The organism is Pseudomonas rustica, from assembly GCF_018336155.1.
GTDB classification, from domain to species: domain Bacteria; phylum Pseudomonadota; class Gammaproteobacteria; order Pseudomonadales; family Pseudomonadaceae; genus Aquipseudomonas; species Aquipseudomonas rustica.
In genome coordinates this window covers 211,352-232,411 of the sequence record NZ_JAGYHF010000007.1, presented here as the reverse complement: position 1 = coordinate 232,411, position 21,060 = coordinate 211,352, and the positions used below count along the sequence as shown (strand labels likewise).

Genomic DNA, 21,060 nt, shown 5'->3' with positions numbered 1-21,060 from the left:
AAAAGTGAAAGTTAATCAGTGAGTCGCGGGGGCCAGATCGGCATTGCCGTTCTGACGGAAAGTAATCAGGGTCACCAACAGCGCCAGTACCGCGAGGGCACCGCCGGCGAGCGGCACGCTGGTCAGGCCGTAACCCTGGGCGATGACGCTGCCGCCGACCCAGGCGCCGAGGGCGTTGCCGACGTTGAAAGCGCCGATGTTCAGGGTCGACACCAGGTTCGGTGCGGCTTTGCCGAAGGTCACCACGTTGACTTGCAGGGCCGGCACGGCGGCGAAGCAGGCGACAGCCCAAAGGAACAGGGTGATTTCAGACGGAATCAGCGCGACGCTGGTCCAGGTCAGCACGGTGGAGATCACCGCCATGGCTATAAACACGCCGATCAACGTCGCGGCCATGCCTTTGTCGGCGAGTTTGCCGCCGATGATGTTGCCGACAGTCAGACCGAGGCCGATCAACATCAGCGTCCAGGTCACGCCACGCGGCGAGACGCCGGTGACTTCGCCAAGCAGCGGCGCCACATAAGTGAACACGGTGAAGACGGACGCGGCGAACAGCGCGGTCATGCTCAGCGACAGCCAGATTCCGGCACCTTTGAGGGCGGCGAGTTCGGCGCGCATGTCGAGTTTTTCTTCATCACGCTTGGCCGGCAGGAAGCGGATCAGGCCGATCAGCGCGATCACGCCAATCACGGTCACCGCCCAGAAAGTCGAGCGCCAGCCGTATTGCTGACCCAGCGCAGTGCCCAGTGGAACGCCAAGCACGTTGGCCAGCGTCAGACCGGTGAACATCAAGGCTACGGCGGAAGCACGTTTGTTGGCCGGCACCAGATTGGCGGCAACGACCGAACCGATACCGAAGAAAGCGCCGTGGCAGAGGGCCGTGACTACACGGGCGAACATCAACACGTTGTAGTCACTGGCGATGGCGCAGAGCAGGTTGCCGACAATAAAGATGCCCATCAACGCGACCAGTGCCGCCTTGCGCGGCAGTTTGGCGGTGGCCAGTGCCATGAACGGCGCACCGATGGCCACGCCCAAGGCGTAACCAGTCACCAGCCAGCCGGCGCCGGGGATCGACACACCGAGGTCGGCCGCCACATCGGGCAACAGGCCCATGATGACGAATTCGGTGGTGCCGATGGCAAAGGCGCTCAAGGCGAGGATGAGTAGCGAGAGGGGCATGCGGGTTTCCTTGTCGGCTGGCTGACGTTAAGGGTCAGAGCTCTTTACTGAGGGTGCTGAGGAACGCCTGGATCACGTCCTCGTTACGTTTGAAAAAATGCCACTGCCCGGCCTTCTGGCTGCTGATCAGCCCGGCGCGTTGCAACGTTGCGAGGTGTGCAGAAACGGTCGACTGCGACAGGCCGCAGCGTTGATCGATCTGCCCGGCGCAAATGCCGTACTCGTGGTTGTGCAACTGTTCCGGGAATTCGCCTTTCGGGTCTTTCAGCCAGTTGAGGATGTCTCGCCGTACTGGGTGCGCCAGGGCTTTTATTATTTCGTCGAGGTCAAGGTTCATGGCAGGGTGCTCGGTTGTGTACAACGCTATATCGCGATGAGGCGAACTTTAAATCGGTACTTCGCGATATACCAATATGATTTCGGTCTGATGAGCATGCAAATCGGTATATCGGGTTATAACGATATGGTGAGGTGTCGATTGCAGGGCGCGGTGCTAAGCTGCGCCCATGAACTATCTCGCACATTTGCACCTCGGTGGCCAGCGCCCCGGCCAATTACTCGGCAGCCTGTATGGCGATTTCGTCAAAGGGCGGCTGCAAGGGCAGTTTGCGCCGGAGGTGGAAGCGGCGATTCAGCTGCATCGACGGATTGACGTGTTTACTGATCGCCATCCGCTGGTGGATGTCGCGTTGGGGCGGTTTACCGAAACGCGGCGGCGTTATGCCGGGATCGTGCTTGATGTGTTTTTCGATCATTGTCTGGCGCGGGATTGGCGGTTGTATGCCGATCAGCCGCTGGAGGTTTTCACGGCTGATGTGTATCGGGTGCTGACCCACGAGCGGGAGCTGCCCGAGCGACTGGCGAAGATTGCGCCGCATATGGTTGCCAATGACTGGTTGGGTTCGTATCAGGAATTTGAAGTGCTGGAACAGGTCTTGCGCGGGATCTCGCGGCGGTTGAGCCGGCCCGAGGAACTGGCGGGGGCGATGCAGGAATTGCGGCGGTTGTATGAGCCGTTGAGTGAAGATTTCAGATTGTTCTACCCACATCTCCAGGATTTTGCTGGGTTGCGGGATTAAGCAAGATCAAAAGATCGCAGCCTGCGGCAGCTCCTACAGGGATCGGTGTAGGAGCTGCCGCAGGCTGCGATCTTTTGATGTTCAGGCCGCGATCAATTCGCCGGTGCGACGCGGTTCGGCAGGTTTCGCGACCTCACCAAACAACACTTTCTGCACCGCCTGCTGTGCTTCAAACGCCAGCGCCGCACGCTCGCGCCCCTGACAGGCAATCGGCTGGAGCAGGTGCACTTCAACGTCGCCGCAATCATTGCTGAACAAACGCATCAAGTGCGACAGCAAATCATCGTCACCAATAAACGGCGCCAGCGCATCGATTTCGCCGTCGCGCAGATAACGAATCGCCACCGGTTGCAGCATCACCTCCGAATCAATCGCCGCCGACAGCAAGCGACCGTGAAAGGTGCGCAACGAGCGGCCATCCGTGGTGGTGCCTTCCGGGAACATCAGCAGCGGATGCGCGGTTTGCAGGTGACGGGTCATTTGCTTGCGAATCAACTGGCTGTCGCCCGAACCGCGACGAATAAACAGACTGCCAGCCTTCGCCGCGAGCCAACCGGCGACCGGCCAGGTGCGCACTTCAGCCTTGGACAGAAACGACAGCGGCGTGAGCATGCCGAGCAGCGGAATATCCGTCCACGACACATGATTGCTCACCCACAACATCGGCTGCTTCGGCAGCTCGCCGTGCACGGTCATGCGAAAGGGCAGGGCATTGCCCAAGCGCGCCATGAAAAAGCGCGACCAACGCTGGCGACGTTCCATCGAATGCGCCAGACCAATCCGTTCAAAAACGCCGAAGACACCGGCCATGGTCAGCCCCAGTGTCACCACGATCAGCACTCGCGCAATCCGCGCGTACACCCGCAACCGGCTCATCACACGGCCGCCTTGAAGTGTTTGGCGTAGCGTGGGCAGAGTTCGTCGCGCTTGAGCAGGATGAACACGTCGGCGACCTGAAAATCTTCGTCCCAGCACGGCTCGCCACAGATCTTCGCGCCCAGACGCATGTAGGCCTTGAGCAGCGGCGGCATTTCTGCGATCACGTTCGATGGAATATCCAGCGTCGGCAGCGGTTTCTTCGGTTCGGCGCGCAGGTGTTCGGTGCACAGATAACGTTCGCGCAGACGCTGCATGATCGCGTGCGCCTGCACGCCGCCGTCCTGCATCGGGATGCTCGCGCAGCCCATCAGATAGCTGTAGCCGCCCTGATTCAACACCTCGGCCAACTCGCCCCACAACACGGCGATGGTGCCGCCATTGCGGTACGCCGGGTCGACGCAGGTGCGGCCGATTTCGAGGATCGGGCCTTGCAGATGCGCGAGGCCGTGCAAGCTGAATTCTTCTTCGCTGTAGAACTTGCCGAGGCTGCTGGCGGCGGTGTGATCGAGCAAACGCGTGGTCGCCACCAGACGCCCGGTGTTCAAATCACGCACGCCGATGTGGCTGCAGTGAACATCATAATCATCCATGTCCAGACCCAGTTCCGCGCCTTTCAGCTTGGCGTTGAACTCGCCGCTGAACACGTTGAATCGCAGGGCCTGGGCTTGCTGCAAGGCCTCGGCGCCGATCAGGCGTTCGGCTTGCAGGCGGCGTTCATTGCCGGTGTCGCTGATGCGGGCGATCTGAGTCATGTGAATCTCCGTACGGGCCTTGAACCCGTCGTGGGTTGCAGCCGATCGACTTTCTTTATGCAGCCGTGTTGTGCAAAGTCAGGCTATGTAGCCCCGGTGTCATCGCCATGAACGTTCGGTGATGCTTATATGACAGCCCACAAGGAGCCTCTTATGCCCTGGCCAGATCTGCTGCAAAGCCGTGAACGACTGCCCGCCGTTGCTGACCTTGCCGAGGGTTTTGCGACGTTGTTGCAGCAGTTGGGCAACGTCACGCCGTTCGAATTGGCGGTCGCCGGTGGGCGGCGGATGGCGACGCCGGGGCTGGCGTTTCTGGTCGGTTATCAGGCGGCGTTGCGCATGTTGTGGCCGAGTGCACCGCTGAGCCTTGGCGCTTTGTGTGCGACTGAACAGCGCAGTCTGCGCCCGGCAGACATGCAGACGCGGCTGACGGATTTGCGTCTGAGTGGACGCAAGGATTTCGTCACCGCCGGTGATGCGGCGGATTGGTTGTTGATCGCGGCGCGCAGTGAAGAGCCCGGCGAAAGTCCGCGCCTGAGTCTGGCCGTGGTCTACCCCGGCGAGCCCGGCGTGAGCGTGGAGAAATTGCCGGCGCTGCCGTTGATGCCGGACATCAGTCATGGTCGGCTGTTGCTCGATGGTGCGTTGTGTGAGTTGTTGGCCGGGGATGGTTGGGATGCGTATGTGAAGCCGTTTCGCACGCTGGAAGATGTTTATGTGCTGAGTGCGATGACCGCGTGGCTGTATGGCGTTGGGCAGGACAGCGATTGGCCGCAGATGCTGCAATTGCGTTTGCTGGCGCTGTTGGCCGGGTGTGCGGAGGCGAGCCGGCAGCCGCCGAATAATCCGGCCGGGCATGTGTTGTTGGCTGGGTTGTTTGCGCAGTTTGATGCGCTCAAGCTTGAGGTCGATCACGCGCTGGGGGAGAGTGGCTCGGAGTGGGCGCAGATGTGGCGGCGGGATCAAGGGGTGATGCAGTTGGCGGCGGGGGCTCGGGCCAAGCGGTTGGCAAAGGCGCTGGCGGTGGCATGACATGGCATTTCAATTGAAGGAACCCGATCCCTGTGGGAGCGAGCCTGCTCGCGAAGGCGGCCTCAGCATCACCACACATCTGTCATCAACCCCGACTAATCTCAGCAGGTTCATCCCCAGAGCCCCTCACCATGTTCAAAGGCCTGACCCTGCTTCTGCTGCTGATCAGCTCCACCGTTCAGGCCGAACCATGGCCCGGTGAGCAGTGGCCGACTGGCGCGATAATCACCAATACTGAAGCGCTGGAAAACTACGCCTTCCCACCCCGCGACGACACCACCCGCAAAGGCGTCCGCACCGATGCGCTGCTGATCATCCGCGACGGGCAGATCATCTACGAACGCTACGCCGGCCCAACCAACGCGCAAACCCCGCACCTGACCTGGTCAATCAGCAAAACCCTGATGGCCACCGTCCTCGGTGTGGCGTACGGCGAAGGCCTGTTCAAACTCGAAGACCCCGCTGCGAAGTTTTACCCGCCGCTGGCTAAACACCCGGACATCAAACTCGCCGATCTGCTGCACTGGGCCTCAGGCCTCGACTGGCAGGAAGACTACGAATACGCGCCGCTGAAATCCTCGGTGGTGGCGATGCTTTACACCCGTGGTCACCGCGACATGGCGGCTTTTACAGCGAATCACGACAGCTACGCGCCACCGGGGCAGGCCTTCCGTTACTCCAGTGGCGACAGCAATTTGCTGGCGGCGGCACTGAAAAACATCGTCGGCCCACAGCGCTATGCGGACTATCCATGGACGGCGCTGTTCGAACCCTTGGGCATCCGCCACGCCGTGTGGGAAACCGATGCGACTGGCACCTTTGTCGCTTCGTCTTACGCCTATCTCACCGCGCGGGATCTAGCGCGAGTGGGTCTGTTGATGGCGCGCGATGGGCGCTGGAATGAACGGCAGTTATTGCCAAAGGATTGGCTCGCGTTCAACCTCAAACCGTTCGCCGGTTACAAGGCGCATCAAGACGAAGCCGTGCCTGGCGGACAATGGTGGCTCAACCGTGCGGCGGATGGCGCGGCGTCTCCGTGGCCCGATGCACCGGCCGACACTTTCGCCGCCCTTGGCCATTGGGGCCAGGCGATGTATGTGATTCCCAGCGAGAAACTGCTGATCGTCCGTTATGGCGATGATCGCGATGGCAGTTATCGGCATAACGAGCTGCTCAAGCGCGTGATGCAGGCGGTGCGGCCATGAAGCGCTTTTTGCTGTTGCTGCTGGTTTTGTTGCTCGGCTGGATCGTTTACGAACGGGAAAATCTGTGGGCCTTCCCGGACATCATCAGCGCCTACACCGCCAAGGAATATTGTTCGTGCCGGTACGTGATGAACAACGATGCCGAGTATTGCCGTGGCTACGTAAAACAATGGCTGCCGACCAGCCAGTTCAGCGATGACCCTGCCCGCAAAACCATCACCGTCAGCGGCATGGGGCGCAGCAACAGCGCCCAGTGGCAAAGCGAACGCCAGGGCTGCCGCCTGAATCCCTGAAAACAGACACACAATCCCCCTGCAAACCGGAACCCCTGTGGGAGCGGGCTTGCTCGCGAAGGCGTCGTGTCAGGCAAAACAGTTGTCGCCTGATACACCGCTTTCGCGAGCAAGCCCGCTCCCACAGGGGTGTGGGGTGTTGTGGATATTGCAGTTCCACTCTGCGGAACCACATTCGATTGTCCTCGCGCGCGTCTCGCGGTTATCTGGCGGTGAGCACGACCTGCCTTCCAACGTGTCGTGAATTCATTGCGAACAACAAGACCGGGAAAACCCGCGCGAGGAGAACCGTCATGACCCGACATCAGCACATTCTGGCCTGGCTCAGCGACGTCGCCAGCGACCTGCACGCCACCCGCCAGGACATCCACGCCCACCCCGAACTCGGTTTCGAAGAAAGCCGCACCTCGGCGCTGGTCGCCAAATCCCTCGAAGGCTGGGGCTACGAAGTCCACACTGGCATCGGTAAAACCGGCGTCGTCGGTGTGCTGCGCAACGGCAGCAGCTCGCGCAAACTCGGTCTGCGTGCCGACATGGACGCTTTGCCGATCATCGAAAATACCGGCGTCGCCTACAGCAGCCAGCACAAGGGCTGCATGCACGCCTGCGGTCACGACGGACACACGACCATGCTGCTCGGCGCCGCGCGTTATCTGGCGGCGACGCGTCAGTTCGACGGCACCCTCACGCTGATTTTCCAACCCGCCGAAGAAGGTCAGGGCGGCGCCGAAGCGATGCTCGCCGATGGTCTGCTTGAGCGTTTCCCCTGCGATGCGCTGTTCGGCATGCACAACATGCCGGGCCTGCCCGCTGGGCATCTGGGCTTTCGCGAAGGGCCGATGATGGCTTCGCAAGATCTGCTCAACGTGGTCATCGAAGGCGTCGGCGGCCACGGTTCGATGCCGCACCTGACCGTCGATCCGCTGGTCGCTGCGTCGAGTGTGGTGATGGCGCTGCAAACCGTGGTCGCGCGCAACATCGATGCGCAGCAAGCGGCGGTGGTCACCGTCGGCGCACTGCAAGCGGGGGAGGCGGCCAACGTCATTCCGCAGCAGGCGATTCTGCGTCTGAGCCTGCGCGCACTGAATGCCGATGTGCGCGAACAAACCCTCAACCGCGTGCGCAACATCATCGAAACCCAGGCGCAGAGTTTCGGCTGTACTTCGACAATCGAACATCGTCCCGCCTATCCCGTGCTGGTCAACCACGCTGCCGAAACCCAGTTCGCCCGCAACATTGGCGTCGAATTGGTCGGTGCTGATGCCGTCGATGGCAACACGCCAAAATTGATGGGCAGCGAAGACTTCGCCTGGATGCTCCAGCGTTGCCCCGGCGCCTATCTGTTTATCGGCAACGGCGTGTCGCGGCCGATGGTGCACAACCCCGCCTATGACTTTAACGACGACATCCTGCTGACTGGCGCCGCCTACTGGGGCGCGCTCACCGAGAGCTGGCTCAAGCCGGCCTGATTTCTTCACGTTCTGCTGCCGCTGAATCCCGAGCGCACCGGCGCACGGGCTCACCCAACAGCTTTTGGAGAATCTCCCATGCAGGCTTCAGGCACAGGTGTTTCGCGTACCCGGCAAGTGGTCGCCGCCGTGATCGGCAACGCGCTGGAATGGTATGACTTCATTGTTTACGGCTTTCTGGCGAGCATCATCGCCCGGCAATTCTTCCCCTCCGAAGACAGCTACGCCTCGCTGCTGATGGCGCTGGCGACCTTCGGCGTCGGCTTCTTCATGCGCCCGGTGGGCGGCATCCTGCTCGGCATGTATTCCGACCGCAAAGGTCGTAAAGCGGCGATGCAGATGATCATTCGTCTGATGACCGTGTCCATTGCAATGATCGCTTTCGCGCCAAGTTACGCCGCCATCGGCATGGGCGCGCCGTTGCTGATTGTGGTCGCGCGGATGCTCCAGGGCTTCGCCACTGGCGGCGAATACGCTAGCGCCACGGCGTTTCTGGTGGAAAGCGCGCCGGCTCATCGCAAAGGTTTGTACGGTTCGTGGCAACTGGTCGGGCAATGCCTGGCGGTGTTTGCCGGCGCGGCGATGGTGGCGTTGGTCACCCACCTGTTTACCCCTGAGACGCTGGACAGTTGGGGCTGGCGGATTCCGTTCGTGCTCGGCCTGTTGATCGGCCCGGTCGGCTTGTGGATTCGCAAGCACATGGAAGAGCCGGAAGAGTTTCTCGAAGCGCGCAAAAAAGCCAAAGGCGCAGCGCCGGGCCTCTGGCAAGTAGTTCGCGAACATCGCCGCAGCCTGCTGGTGTCGATGGGTCTGGCCAGCGGTGCGACGGTGGCGTTTTACGTGGTGCTGGTGAACATGCCGACCTTCGCCCACACCAACCTCGGCTTGCCGCTAGATCAGGTGTTGCTGGTGCAGATGCTCGCGGTGGCGCTAATGACCGTGGTGATTCCGTTCTCCGGCGCACTGTCGGATCGCGTCGGCCGGCGACCGGTATTGATGGCCTTTACCCTGGCGTTTTTCGTGATGATTTATCCGCTGTACGTGTGGGTCGCGGCAGCGCCTTCAATCGAACGTTTGCTGGTAATGCAACTGCTGCTGTGCGGCGCGATTGGCGGCTTCTTCGGCCCGGCACCGACGGCGCTGGCCGAGCAATTTCCCATCGAAGTGCGCTCCACCGGCGTGTCGATTGCCTACAACATTTCGGTGATGGTGTTCGGCGGTTTCGCGCCGCTGATCGTCACCTGGCTCAGCAAGGTGCTGGAAACCCCGGTGGCGCCTTCGTTTTATGTGTTGTTCGCTTGCCTGCTGACCTTGCTCGGGATTTATTGCATGCAAGAGGCGCCCCGCGCCAAAGCCCCCAGCGCGCTCAACCTTGGAGTGAAATCTTGAGTCCGTTAGCCATCGATCCGATTGTCGCGCTGGACGCCGATGCGTTGTCCCGCGCGATCCATGCCCGCAAAGTCTCGTGCCGTGAAGTGATGCAGGCGTATCTGCAACACATCGAGCGTTTCAATCCGCAGGTCAACGCGCTGGTGTCGTTGCGTCCAGCGGAGGAGGTTTTGCGCGAGGCCGATGAATGTGACCGACAACTTGATCGCGGCGAATCCCGTGGCTGGATGCACGGCATGCCGCAGGCGATCAAGGATCTGGCCGCCACCGCTGGACTGCGCACGACCATGGGTTCGCCGTTGTTTGCCGAGCAGGTGCCGCAGCACGATGCGATCAGCGTGGCGCGGGTGCGCGAGTGCGGCGCGATCATCATCGGCAAGAGCAACGTGCCGGAATTCGGCCTCGGTTCGCAGACCTACAACAGCGTGTTCGGCACCACCACCAATGCCTACGATGCCAGCCGGATTGCCGGCGGCAGCAGCGGCGGGGCGGCGGTGGCGTTGGCTCTGCGTTTGCTGCCGGTGGCCGATGGCAGCGACATGATGGGCTCGCTGCGCAACCCGGCGGCGTTCAATAACGTCTTCGGCTTTCGCCCGTCCCAGGGCCGCGTGCCGTATGGGCCGACGCCGGAAGTGTTCGTCCAGCAACTGGCCACCGAAGGGCCGATGGGCCGCAGCGTCACCGACGTCGCACGATTGCTGTCGACGCAGGCGGGTTACGATCCTCGCGTGCCGCTGTCGCTGAAAGATCAGCCGCGCAACTTTGCCGAAGGCCTGCAACGGGATTTCAGCGACGTGCGCATCGGCTGGCTTGGCGACTACAACGGCTATCTGCCGATGGACGACGGTGTGCTGAGTCTGTGCGAGTCGGCGCTGGCAGACTTCACTGCGCTGGGCTGTCAGGTCGAAGCCTGTCAGGCGGATTTTTCCATGGAGCGTTTGTGGCAAACCTGGCTGACCCATCGGCACTTTCTGGTGCAGGGCAGTCTGGGTGCCGCATACGCCGATCCGCACAAACGCGAGTTGCTCAAACCGGAAGCACAGTGGGAAGTCGAGGGCGGTCTGCGTCTGAGCGCTGCCGATGTCTACAAGGCCTCGGTCGACCGCAGTGATTGGTATCGCGCGCTGAGTGAATTGTTCGAACGTTACGATTTCCTGCTGTTGCCTACCGCACAAGTGTTCCCTTTTGATGCACAACAGCCATGGCCGCGCATGGTCGGCGGGCAGACCATGGACACCTATCACCGCTGGATGGAGGTGGTTATCGGCCCGACATTGGCCGGGTTGCCGAGCATCAGCGTGCCGGTCGGGTTCAACCCGGCGGGGCTGCCGATGGGCCTGCAAATCATCGGCCCGGCGCAGGCGGATCGCGCGGTTCTGCAACTGGCGTATGCCCATGAACAGCTGACCCGCTGGGTCGAGCGGTGCCCGCCGACATGCCTGCAATCGGCTTGAGCGGCCCGCATTTTGCTGCAAAAAGTGTTCATCCATCTGTGCGCAGGGAGATCGAACACATGGGCAGCAAAACAGATACCGGCAGCGTGCGTTCGGTCGAACGCGCGCTGGCGATCGTCGAATTGCTCGGCGAGCATCAGGCGCTGGGGCTGGAGGAATTGCACTACCTCACGAGCCTGCCGAAGGCCACGGTGTCACGGATGCTTGCGACGTTGCAGGAGCAGGGCTGGATCTATCGCGGCCTCAGCGACCGGCGTTATCGCCTGTGCGCCAAGCGTCTGTTTGGTGATCGTCAGCAACGTTTCAAACGGCATCTGGTGGAGAGCGCGGCGCCGATGCTGGTGGAGTTGTGCGAGCGCACCGGGCTGGTCGCGGATCTGTCGTGCTTCGATGGCGAGCGGGTTGAGGTGATGGAAAGCGCGATTCCGCAGGTGTTGCGCAAGCGTTATCCGAACAACTGCCAGATCGTCGGGCATCACGCGAGTTTGTTTCACTCGGCGATGGGCCGGGCGTGCCTTGGCGAGTTGGGCAGTGATGAGGTCGAACGGCTGGCCCAACGTGAGCAGTTGAGCGCGGAAAGTTTGTTCAGTGCGACAGAGCAGGCGTTGCAGCAGGGCTTTGGCCAGCGCACGGAGGGTTATTGGGAATACCCGGTGCGTTTGCCGTTTCTGATTCGCGCGGTGGCGTTGCCGATTCGTGCTGAAGGCAAATTGGTGGGCAGCATGGCGCTGCACTGGCCGATGGATCAGGCGCCGGTGGAGCGGGTGTTGAGCCTGCATTTGAACAGTCTGGCGGCGACGATTGGCGATGTGCAGCAGGTATTGGCCTGACAGCCAAAAGATCGCAGCCTGCGGCAGCTCCTACAATATTTGAAATGCATTCCCCTGTAGGAGCTGCCGCAGGCTGCGATCTTTTGATCTTGATGTTTGCAATAACCCCATGGCCAGTTAAGGTTCGTGCAGGTTTATCGGCCCCACGAGTCCTCAATGTTCAACCGCTCCCTCATTGCATCCCTGTCCAGCCTGCTGCTCGCCGCTGTCGCGTTGCCGGCGCAGGCCAATTGGTATCTGGACGGCGAGTCGTCGCGGCTATCGTTCGTCAGCACGAAAAACGCCAACATTTCCGAAGTGCAGCGCTTTCTGGTGCTGCATGGCAAGGTCGACCCCAACGGTCGCGCCGAAGTCGAAGTCGAACTGGATTCGATCAACAGCGGCATTCCGCTGCGCGATGAGCGTATGCGCAAGGAGCTGTTCCAGATCGAGCAATTCCCCGAAGCGACCATCACCACGCAGATTGACCTGCGCCCGATCAACGATCTGGCGCCCGGCGCGCAGCTGGAATTGCGTCTGCCGCTGACCGTCAACCTGCATGGCAAACAACACGAATACCCCGCCGAATTGCTGGCGACGCGGCTCGATGATCGACGCTTTCAGGTGGTCACCCTCGAGCCGCTGGTGATCAACGCCGAAGATTTTGATCTGGCGCCGGGCCTGGAAAGCCTGCGCAAACTCGCCGACCTGTCGGCCATCAGTCTGTCGGTACCGGTGGGTGCGGTGCTGATTTTCACGGCGCGCTGACATGCGCGGCGCGGTGTTCCCATGGCGTGACGGCAACCGTTTCGAGCTGTTGATCGACGGCCCGCAATTCTTCCCGCGCATGCTCGAGCAGATCGCTGACGCGCAGGAGCAGATCGAACTTGAGCTGTACCTGGTCGAGGCCGGTGCCTGTGCCCAAACCATCGTCCAGGCGCTGGTGCTGGCGGCCGAGCGTGGGGTGCGCGTGCGTTGCCTGTTCGATGATTACGGCAGCCTCGCCTTCACCCTCAATCTGCGTCAGCGCCTGACCCATGCCGGGGTTGAACTGCGCTTTTACAATCGGCTGAACTGGCGGCGCTGGGTCGGTAATTTCTATCGCGATCACCGCAAGTTGCTGCTGGTCGATCAGCGTCTGGCGGTGGTTGGCGGCACCGGTGTCACCGATGAATTCTGGACACCGGGGCACGACACCAGCGAATGGCACGAAGTGATGGTCGAGATCAGCGGGCCGTTGGTGATCGACTGGCAGTTGCTGTTTGATCGTCAATGGATCGCCAACCGCTATCGCCGCGCCTGGCGCCCGGCTGCGCATTTCGGTCTGCCACGGTTGCCGCGCGTGCCGGACAAGGGCGAGGGCATGGGCCGCGTGGCGTATGCCGATGCCCGTCAGCATCGCGACATTCTGCAGTCGCTATTCCGTGCCCTGAACAGTGGGCAAAAACGCGTGTGGATGGCCACGCCGTACTTCCTGCCAACGTGGAAAATCCGCCGCTCCCTGCGCAAGGCTGCCGCGCGTGGTGTCGACGTGCGTTTGCTGCTGACCGGGCCGCGCACCGATCACCCGTCAGTGCGTTACGCCGGGCATCGTTACTACCCGCGCCTGCTCAAGGCCGGGGTGCAGATCTTCGAATATCAGCCGTGCTTCCTGCATTTGAAAATGGTGCTGGTGGACGATTGGGTGAGCATTGGTTCGTGCAACTTCGACCACTGGAACCTGCGCTTCAATCTGGAGGCGAATCTGGAGGCGCTGGATCCGTCGTTGACGGCAGCGGTGGAGGCGAGTTTTGTGAGGGACTTCGGGCTGAGTCAGCTGGTGAGTCTGGAAGAGTGGCAGCGTCGGCCGTTGTGGCGGCGGGTGAAGCAGCGGGTCTGGGGGTGGGTGGATCGGGTGGTGGTGAATATCCTCGATCGCCGCGGGTAGAGCGAGATCAAAAGATCGCAGCCTTCGGCAGCTCCTACAGGGGAATGGGTTCCTCTGTTTGATCGTTCCCACGCTCTGCGTGGGAATGCAGCCCGTGACGCTCCGCGTCACTGGACGCGGAGCGTCCCTTGAGGCATTCCCACGCGGAGCGTGGGAACGATCATCGGGGCAAAAACCGGTTACAGCAGTTCAAAGCTCTGCTGCGTCACGTCCTGCGAATCCAGGCCGATCTGTACGTTGAACTTGCCAGGCTCGGCCGCGTATTTGAGCTGGGCGTTGTAGAACTTCAGGTCATCCTCGGTGATGGTGAAGTGCACGACTTTCTGTTCGCCGGCCTTGAGCATGATTTTCTGGAAGTTCTTCAGTTCTTTGACCGGACGGATCATCGAGCCGGTGACGTCCTGAATGTACAACTGCACCACGGTTTCGCCGTCACGCTTGCCGGTGTTTTTCAGCATGACGCTGGCGTCGAGCTTGCCGGTGGCGTTCAGCGTGGTCGACGACAGCGCCATGTCGCTCAGGGCGAAATGGGTGTAGCTCAGGCCATAACCGAACGGGAACAGGGGACCTGTGGTGTCATCGAAATACTGCGAGGTGTAGTTGCCCGGTTTGCCCGGCGTGAACGGCCGGCCAATGCTCAGATGGTTGTAGTACGTCGGGATCTGGCCCACGGAACGCGGGAAGGTCACCGGCAGTTTGCCCGATGGGTTGTAGTCGCCGAACAGCACGTCGGCGATGGCGTTGCCGCCCTCGGTGCCGCTGAACCAGGTTTCCAGAATCGCGTCAGCCGACTGGTTCTCTTCGAGAATGGTCAACGGACGGCCGTTCATCAACACCAGCACCAATGGTTTGCCGGTGGCTTTCAACGCGCGGATCAGCTCGCGCTGGTTTTCCGGGATGTTCAGGTCGGTGCGGCTGGACGATTCGTGGGACATGCCACGCGACTCGCCGACAGCGGCAACGATCACATCAGCATCCTTCGCCGCTTTGACCGCTTCGTCGATCAACACGTTGGCCGGGCGCGGGTCATCGACCACTTCCGGGGCATCGAAGTTGAGGAAGTTCAGGTAATCCAGCACCTTCTTGTCGCTGGTTATGTTGGCGCCACGGGCGTAGATCAGGTTCGCCTTGTTGCCGATCAGCGAGCTCATGCCGTCGAACAGGGTGACCGATTGCGTCGGTTTACCCGCCGCTGCCCAACTGCCCATCATGTCGATCGGCGCCTTGGCCAACGGGCCGACCAGCGCGACTTTCGCGTCTTTCTTCAGTGGCAGGGTTTCGTTCTGGTTTTTCAGCAACACCAGGCTGCGACGCGCGACGTCGCGGGCCTCGGCGCGGTGCAGACGGCTTTCGGCGTAGGTGTCGGCCGGATCGTCTTCAGCCTTGCCGATGCGCAGGTACGGGTCCTTGAACAGGCCCATGTCGTACTTGGCCGCGAGGACTTCGCGCACGGCGTTGTCGATGTCTTTCTGTTCGATCTCGCCGGACTTGAGCAGCCCCGGCAGCTCTTTGCCGTACAGGGTATCGTTCATGCTCATGTCGATGCCGGCCTTGATCGCCAGCTTCGCCGCTTCACGACCGTCGCGGGCGACGCCATGTTTGATCAGTTCGAAGATCGCGCCATGGTCGCTGACCGCCAGGCCTTTGAAGCCCCAGTCACGACGCAGCAGATCGTTCATCAGCCAGGTGTTGGCGGTGGCCGGAATGCCGTTGATCGAGTTCAGCGCAACCATCACGCCACCGGCGCCGGCATCAATCGCGGCGCGGTACGGTGGCAGGTAATCCTGGTACATCTTCACCGGACTCATGTCGACGGTGTTGTAGTCGCGACCGCCTTCAACCGCGCCATACAGGGCGAAGTGTTTGACGCTGGCCATGATGCTGTCGGCCGCGCTCGGGGTGGCGCCCTGATAGGCACGAACCATGACGCCGGCAATGCGCGAGGTCAGGTAGGTGTCTTCACCGAAACCTTCGGAGCTGCGGCCCCAGCGCGGGTCGCGGGAGATGTCGACCATCGGCGCGAAAGTGATATCGAGGCTGTCGGCGGCGGCTTCTTTGGCAGCCACGCGGCCGGATTTGCCGATCGCGTCCATGTCCCAGCTCGAGGCGAGGGCCAGCGGAATCGGGAAAATCGTCCGGTGACCGTGGATCACGTCGTAAGCGAAAAACATCGGGATCTTCAGACGGCTGCGCATGGCGGCGTCCTGCATCGGACGGTTTTCCGGGCGGGTGATCGAGTTGAACGTGCCGCCGATGTTGCCGGCGGCGATCTCTTTGCGGATCAACTCACGAGGCATTTCCGGGCCGATGCTGATCAGGCGCAACTGGCCGATCTTCTCGTCGAGGGTCATTTGCTTCATCAGGTTGCTGATGAACGCGTCCTTGTTTTCCAGGGGTACCGGGGTCGTGGCGGCCAATACTTGATGACTGGCCAGGCTGACGAACAGACCCAGCAAACACAGCTTCTTCATGAATGTTTTTCTCAAGGGCCCAAGCGGCGATGCAACGCCGGCCAGCCAAAATTTAGGGAGCGACTATTGTTGTTCGGGTGCAGGCTCAAAAAACCAGAGCCAAAAACGACAGCCGACACTGCGGCAGCGTGATCGCGCAGGGCACTTTTTAGCCCATTGGCGCGTCGTAATCCAGCGGCGCGGCCGATTATGCCCCAAGAGCCGGCGCAGAGTGTTTCGCGCTCGGTTTTTATAATGAAATGTGCCAAGGAGCATCACTGCGATGAATGTAAGCCCAACCAATCGCTCGCGTTTGCAGGTCGTCACCCTGCTGATGCTGGCCACGCTGTTGACCGCGTGCGGCATCAACAATATCCCGACCCTCGACGAACAGGCCAAAGCCGCGTGGGAGCAAGTGCAGAACCAGTACCAGCGGCGTGCCGACCTGATCCCCAATCTGGTGGAAACGGTGAAGGGTTACGCCAAGCATGAAGAGGAAACCCTCACCGCCGTGATCGAGGCGCGGGCGAAAGCTACGTCGATTCAGGTCGACGCCAGCACCCTCGACAATCCCGAGAAGCTCAAGCAGTTCCAGCAGGCGCAGGATCAACTGACCGGTGCGTTGAGCCGGTTGATGGTGGTCTCCGAGCGCTACCCGGATCTGAAGGCCAACCAGAACTTCCTCGCCCTGCAATCGCAACTTGAGGGTACGGAAAACCGCATCGCCGTGGCGCGCCGCGATTTCATTCTGGCGGTGCAGAAGTACAACACCGAAATCCGCACCTTCCCCGGTCGCCTCTGGCACAGCGTGATGTACAGCGACTTGCCTATCCGCGAAACCTTCGAAGCCACCACGCCCGGTGCGGAAAAGGCCCCGGAAGTGAAATTCTGAGAAAGCCTGTGTAGGAGCTGCCGCAGGCTGCGATCTTTTGACGTTGGTTTTTAAAAAACAAGATCAAAAGATCGCAGCCTTCGGCAGCTCCTACAGGGGATCGGTGGGGGGTATGCATGCGTGTGTTGAAGATAGGGCTGGTGTTGCTGTTGTGGGTATTCGCCCTCAGCGCCCGGGCCGAGTTGACGTTCCCGGCGCTGAGCGGGCGGGTGGTGGACGAAGCGCAGATGATCGAGCCGTCGGTGCGCGCGCAACTGGGCCAGCAGTTGCAGGCCCACGAGCAGGCGACCGGCGAGCAATTGGTCGTCGTCACCGTGCCGGATCTGCAGGGCACCACCATCGAGGATTTCGGCGTTCAGCTCGGCCGGCACTGGGGCATCGGCCAGAAGGACAAAAACAACGGCGCGCTGCTGATCGTCGCCCGTGACGAGCGCAAACTGCGCATCGAAGTCGGTTATGGTCTGGAGGATCGGCTGACCGATGCGCAGTCGTCAGTGATCATCCATCAAGTCATCACGCCCGCGTTCAAGACCGGTAACTTCAGCAAAGGCATCAGCGACGGCGTCGCGGCGATGCTGGTGGTGCTCGGCGGCAATCCGCTGGACGAGCCGTCGACGGTGTATGAATCGAGCGGTGATCCGTCCGATGATTTCATCTCGCGGCATCCCGGTTTGTTCGTATTTTTGGTGATGTTGTTCATCCTGACCGTGTTTGTCTTCCAGATGCTCGGTATCCTGCCCGCCGGCCGGGGCGGTGGTGGCGGAGGCGGCGGCTTTGGCGGTGGAGGTTTTGGTGGCGGCGGCGGTGGAGGCGGGGGCTTCAGCGGCGGCGGGGGCAGTTTCGGCGGCGGTGGATCGTCCGGCGGCTGGTGACATTAAAAGAATAATGAGCAGGCACTTTTCAACATGGCATTACTGACCGAACACGAACAACGCAAAGTCGCCGAAGCGATCGCCCGGGTCGAGCGCGACACCGACGCCGAACTGGTGACAGTGCTGGCCGCCCGCGCCGACGACTACGCGTACATCCCGCTGCTGTGGGCGAGTTTGCTGGCGCTGGTGGTGCCGGGCGTCGTGCACTACCTGACCGGCTGGCTGACCATGCACAGCCTGCTGCTGGTGCAGTGGGGCGCGTTTATCGTGCTGTGCCTGCTGTTTCGTTTGCCGAAAATCACCACGCATTTGATCCCGCGTCGCGTGCGCCACTGGCGGGCATCGAACCTGGCACGACGGCAGTTTCTCGAACAGAACCTGCATCACACGGTGGGCAGCACCGGGATGCTGATTTTTGTCTGCGAGGCGGAGCGCTATGTGGAAATTCTGGTGGATGAGGGGATTTCCAAGCGGCTGGATAACAGGAGCTGGGATGTGATTGTCGCGGCGTTTACCGAGCAGGTGCGGCAGGGGCGCACGCTGGAAGGGTTTGTGACGTGCATTGAGGCGTGTGGGGAATTGCTCAAAGTGCATGTGCCGGTGACGCAAGTGCGCAATGAATTGCCGAATCGGTTGGTGGTGTTGGCCTAGATCAAAAGATCGCAGCCTTCGGCAGCTCCTACATTGGCCTCTGTAGGAGCTGCCGAAGGCTGCGATCTCTTGATTTGTGCCGTTCGGTAAATAAGAGCGTGTCCCCAACCCCCATCCCCCCTAAAATACCCGCCATTCCCGATTTCGCCCGTCCGAGGCCGCTTTTTCATGTCCGTTACCGCCCCGTCCACTAAGCCTGCGCCCGATCACCACGCCCAGTTCATCGAGCTGCTGCAAACCAGCCTCGAGCAGAACGGCTTCATCAAACTGGTGCTGGCCAAGTACGTCGGTGAAGAGGCGGAGCTGCAGCGGGTCATCATCAAAGCGGTCACCGTCAAAGCGCAGCCGAACCTGTCCTTCGTCTATCGCTACAAAACCCGCGACATCACCAAAAATCTGCCGCTGAGCGAAGGCGTGGCGACGATTGCCGCGCTGTTGCCGGCCTCGTTCAAAAATGCGCATTTGCTCGCCGTGACTGACGAAGCTCAGCTCGAATACAGCAAAAAGGGCAAGAGTTCGCTGTTCAAGAGCAAACCTCAGCAATTGCGTGAAGCACCGTCCGCCGAGCACAACCGAGAGAAAAACCGCTTTCTTGAGTTGAGCCGACCGTTCCTCAAGGATCTGGGCGTGACCAACGCGCAGCAAGAGCTGATCCCGGCGATGTCGCGCAAGTGGAAGCAGATCAACAAATTCATCGAAGTGTTCAGCCATGCGCTGACCACCTCGCCGCTGGCGCTGGACAAACCGGTGCGCGTCGCGGATTTCGGCTCGGGCAAGGGCTATCTGACCTTCGCGATTCACGATTACCTGCGCAACACCTTGAAGGCCGAGGGCGAAGTCACCGGCGTCGAGTTGCGCGAAGAAATGGTCAACCTGTGCAACGCCGCCGCGGCGAAGCTTGATCATCCGGGGCTGGTGTTCAAGTGCGGTGACGTGCGCAGCGTGGCGCCGAGCGAACTGGACGTGATGATCGCTTTGCATGCCTGCGACATCGCCACTGACTACGCGATCCACACCGGCATTCGTTCGGGGGCGTCGATCATCATGTGCTCGCCGTGCTGCCACAAACAGATCCGCCTGCAAATCCAGAGCCCGGCGCTGCTCAAGCCGATGCTGCAATACGGTTTGCACCTTGGTCAGCAGGCGGAAATGGTTACCGACAGTTTGCGTGCGCTGTTCCTGGAAGCCTGTGGTTACGAGACCAAGGTGTTCGAGTTCATCTCGCTCGATCACACCAACAAGAACAAGATGATTCTCGCGGTGAAACGCGCCGAGCCGGTCGATCCGGCTCAGCTGTTGGTGAAGATCGAAGAGTTGAAAGCGTTCTATCACATCAGCGAACACTGCCTGGAAACCCTGCTGCGCGCCGACGGTTACCTTTCCTGACGATTATTGCCCTGGAATACACATCCTGTAGGAGCTGCCGAAGGCTGCGATCTTTTGATCTTAAAAACAAAATCAAAAGATCGCAGCCTTCGGCAGCTCCTACATAATCAACCGTTCAACCGTTCAACCGTTCAACCGTTCAACCGTTCAACCGTTCAACCGTTCAACCGTTCAACCGTTCAACCGTTCAACCGTTCAACCGTTCAACCGTTCAACCGTTCAACCGTTCATACGGTGGCAATGCGGGCCGGTTGCACCGTGGTTTTGCGGCCGAGCATGACCGTTGCGATGACACCACACGCAAACACCCAGGTAATCGGCTCGACATGCTCGCCAAAGAACAGCGCCGAAAACGCGATGGTGAAGAAGATCTGCAACAACTGGATCTGACTGACCCGAGCGATCCCGCCCATCGCCAGCCCGGCGTACCAGGCAAAGAATCCAAGAAACTGCGAAAACAGCGCAACATAGCCAAACGCCCACCAAGCCTTGGCCGACACCGCGCCGTGATGTTGCAGCGCCAAGTAAACCACCGGCCCGATCAACAACGGTGTCGACAGCACCAGCGCCCAGCAGATCACCTGCCAGCCGCCCATCTCCTTGGCCAATCGGCCGCCCTCGGCATAACCCAGACCACCCACGGCAATCGCGCCGAGCATCAGCAAATCCCCCGCCTGAATACTCCCAGCCCCGGTGTACAACGCATAACCGAGCACCAACGCACTGCCCAATGCGGCGCAGGCCCAGAAGGCTTTTGACGGACGTTCGTGGGACAACCACGCGGCATACAGCGCCACGCACAGCGGCTGCAAACCGTTGACCAATGCCCCGTGCGACGCCGGCAGCGTTTGCATAGCCCACGCCGACAACACCGGAAAACCGAGAATTACTCCGGCGATCACCAGGCTCAGGCCTTTGACTTGCTGCCACGTTGGCCACTTTTCGCGGCGCCACAACAACAGCATCGCCGCCGGAATCGCCGCGAACAACGCGCGACCCAAGCCGTTGAGCAGCGGATGCAGTTCCTGCACCACGATGCGGGTGAAGGGCAGGGTGAGGCTGAAAATCACCACGCCGAGCAGGCCGAGGGCCATGCCGGTGTTTTCGCGCGAGGACATTGGGGGAGACCAGAATCGTAGGAGGTTGGGAATGACCTTCATCAAGCCATAAACCGGGGGCTTGTGGCTGTTACAGCTAGGCACTTACTTATCCGTACAGTTTGCCGGCGCCATCGCGAGCAGGCTCACTCCTACATTTGAAATGCGTTCCCCTGTAGGAGTGAGCCTGCTCGCGATGGCGTCAACCCGGTAGTAGCCCGTTGTTACCCGTCACTGTCGAA

General features: G+C 60.9%; 20 protein-coding genes. 14 read left to right on the top strand and 6 right to left on the bottom strand.

Annotation, left to right across the window (positions count from 1 at the left end):
* Positions 1–15 precede the first annotated feature (15 nt).
* Complete coding sequence (locus tag KFS80_RS15640) at positions 16–1,182, bottom strand: MFS transporter (protein WP_212545259.1); 1,167 nt, start codon at positions 1,180–1,182, stop codon at positions 16–18.
* 34 nt (positions 1,183–1,216) lie between these two features.
* A complete protein-coding gene (locus KFS80_RS15635) occupies positions 1,217–1,519 on the bottom strand; it encodes an ArsR/SmtB family transcription factor (RefSeq protein WP_016771327.1) in 303 nt (100 codons plus the stop codon).
* A 169-nt stretch (positions 1,520–1,688) separates the two neighbouring features.
* Here KFS80_RS15635 and KFS80_RS15630 point away from each other — a divergent pair, with 169 nt between their 5' ends.
* Positions 1,689–2,261 (top strand): acyl carrier protein phosphodiesterase, encoded by a 573-nt coding sequence (locus KFS80_RS15630; protein WP_212545258.1) that lies wholly within the window; start codon positions 1,689–1,691, stop codon positions 2,259–2,261.
* An 81-nt stretch (positions 2,262–2,342) separates the two neighbouring features.
* Here KFS80_RS15630 and KFS80_RS15625 read toward each other — a convergent pair whose 3' ends face one another.
* Both KFS80_RS15625 and olsB read right to left on the bottom strand, forming a co-directional pair.
* Positions 2,343–3,137 (bottom strand): lysophospholipid acyltransferase family protein, encoded by a 795-nt coding sequence (locus KFS80_RS15625; protein WP_212545257.1) that lies wholly within the window; start codon positions 3,135–3,137, stop codon positions 2,343–2,345.
* A complete protein-coding gene (olsB, locus tag KFS80_RS15620) occupies positions 3,137–3,892 on the bottom strand; it encodes an L-ornithine N(alpha)-acyltransferase (protein WP_008080112.1) in 756 nt (251 codons plus the stop codon). Before olsB ends, KFS80_RS15625 begins: the two co-directional genes overlap by 1 nt.
* Positions 3,893–4,045: 153 nt before the next feature.
* On the opposite strand from olsB, the gene KFS80_RS15615 reads away from it, so the two are divergent.
* The 9 genes from KFS80_RS15615 (at position 4,046) to KFS80_RS15575 (ending at position 13,470) form a co-directional block, all read left to right on the top strand.
* Positions 4,046–4,924: an acyl-CoA dehydrogenase middle domain-containing protein gene (locus tag KFS80_RS15615; RefSeq protein WP_212545256.1), complete on the top strand. Its 879-nt coding sequence runs from the start codon at positions 4,046–4,048 to the stop codon at positions 4,922–4,924.
* A gap of 131 nt (positions 4,925–5,055) precedes the next feature.
* Positions 5,056–6,129: a serine hydrolase domain-containing protein gene (locus tag KFS80_RS15610; RefSeq protein ID WP_212545255.1), complete on the top strand. Its 1,074-nt coding sequence runs from the start codon at positions 5,056–5,058 to the stop codon at positions 6,127–6,129.
* Positions 6,126–6,422, top strand: a complete 297-nt coding sequence (locus KFS80_RS15605; protein WP_159815367.1) for an amidase — start codon at positions 6,126–6,128, stop codon at positions 6,420–6,422. The genes KFS80_RS15610 and KFS80_RS15605 overlap by 4 nt, the downstream gene beginning before the upstream one ends.
* 293 nt (positions 6,423–6,715) lie before the next feature.
* On the top strand, positions 6,716–7,891 hold the full coding sequence (locus KFS80_RS15600) for a M20 aminoacylase family protein (protein ID WP_212545254.1): 1,176 nt from the start codon (positions 6,716–6,718) through the stop codon (positions 7,889–7,891).
* Between the two features lie 78 nt (positions 7,892–7,969).
* Positions 7,970–9,280 (top strand): citrate-proton symporter, encoded by a 1,311-nt coding sequence (locus KFS80_RS15595; RefSeq protein WP_053117911.1) that lies wholly within the window; start codon positions 7,970–7,972, stop codon positions 9,278–9,280.
* Positions 9,277–10,734 (top strand): amidase, encoded by a 1,458-nt coding sequence (locus KFS80_RS15590; protein WP_212545253.1) that lies wholly within the window; start codon positions 9,277–9,279, stop codon positions 10,732–10,734. The genes KFS80_RS15595 and KFS80_RS15590 overlap by 4 nt, the downstream gene beginning before the upstream one ends.
* Before the next feature lie 59 nt (positions 10,735–10,793).
* On the top strand, positions 10,794–11,564 hold the full coding sequence (locus KFS80_RS15585) for an IclR family transcriptional regulator (protein WP_159815364.1): 771 nt from the start codon (positions 10,794–10,796) through the stop codon (positions 11,562–11,564).
* Between the two features lie 156 nt (positions 11,565–11,720).
* The gene (locus KFS80_RS15580; protein ID WP_212545252.1) at positions 11,721–12,311 is read left to right on the top strand and encodes a YceI family protein; all 591 of its coding nucleotides are present in this window, start codon (positions 11,721–11,723) and stop codon (positions 12,309–12,311) included.
* 1 nt (position 12,312) lies between these two features.
* Positions 12,313–13,470 carry a phospholipase D-like domain-containing protein gene (locus tag KFS80_RS15575; RefSeq protein ID WP_212545251.1) on the top strand — a complete coding sequence of 386 codons (1,158 nt, stop codon included), beginning with the start codon at positions 12,313–12,315 and terminating at the stop codon, positions 13,468–13,470.
* Positions 13,471–13,649: 179 nt separating this feature from the next.
* Here the strand turns inward: KFS80_RS15575 and bglX are convergent, their stop codons facing one another.
* Positions 13,650–15,941, bottom strand: coding sequence for a beta-glucosidase BglX (gene bglX / locus KFS80_RS15570; RefSeq protein ID WP_159815361.1), 2,292 nt, complete (start codon positions 15,939–15,941; stop codon positions 13,650–13,652).
* Between the two features lie 262 nt (positions 15,942–16,203).
* On the opposite strand from bglX, the gene KFS80_RS15565 reads away from it, so the two are divergent.
* The 4 genes from KFS80_RS15565 to KFS80_RS15550 all read left to right on the top strand — a co-directional run bounded on the left by KFS80_RS15565 (position 16,204) and on the right by KFS80_RS15550 (position 19,721).
* Positions 16,204–16,812: a LemA family protein gene (locus KFS80_RS15565; protein WP_212545250.1), complete on the top strand. Its 609-nt coding sequence runs from the start codon at positions 16,204–16,206 to the stop codon at positions 16,810–16,812.
* Positions 16,813–16,928: 116 nt separating this feature from the next.
* Positions 16,929–17,684, top strand: a complete 756-nt coding sequence (locus KFS80_RS27100; protein ID WP_212545249.1) for a TPM domain-containing protein — start codon at positions 16,929–16,931, stop codon at positions 17,682–17,684.
* A gap of 33 nt (positions 17,685–17,717) precedes the next feature.
* Complete coding sequence (locus tag KFS80_RS15555) at positions 17,718–18,335, top strand: TPM domain-containing protein (RefSeq protein WP_212545248.1); 618 nt, start codon at positions 17,718–17,720, stop codon at positions 18,333–18,335.
* A gap of 168 nt (positions 18,336–18,503) precedes the next feature.
* Positions 18,504–19,721 carry a class I SAM-dependent methyltransferase gene (locus KFS80_RS15550; protein WP_212545247.1) on the top strand — a complete coding sequence of 406 codons (1,218 nt, stop codon included), beginning with the start codon at positions 18,504–18,506 and terminating at the stop codon, positions 19,719–19,721.
* Positions 19,722–19,948: 227 nt separating this feature from the next.
* Here the strand turns inward: KFS80_RS15550 and KFS80_RS15545 are convergent, their stop codons facing one another.
* Positions 19,949–20,839 (bottom strand): DMT family transporter, encoded by an 891-nt coding sequence (locus KFS80_RS15545; protein ID WP_212545246.1) that lies wholly within the window; start codon positions 20,837–20,839, stop codon positions 19,949–19,951.
* Between the last annotated feature and the right edge of the window lie 221 nt (positions 20,840–21,060).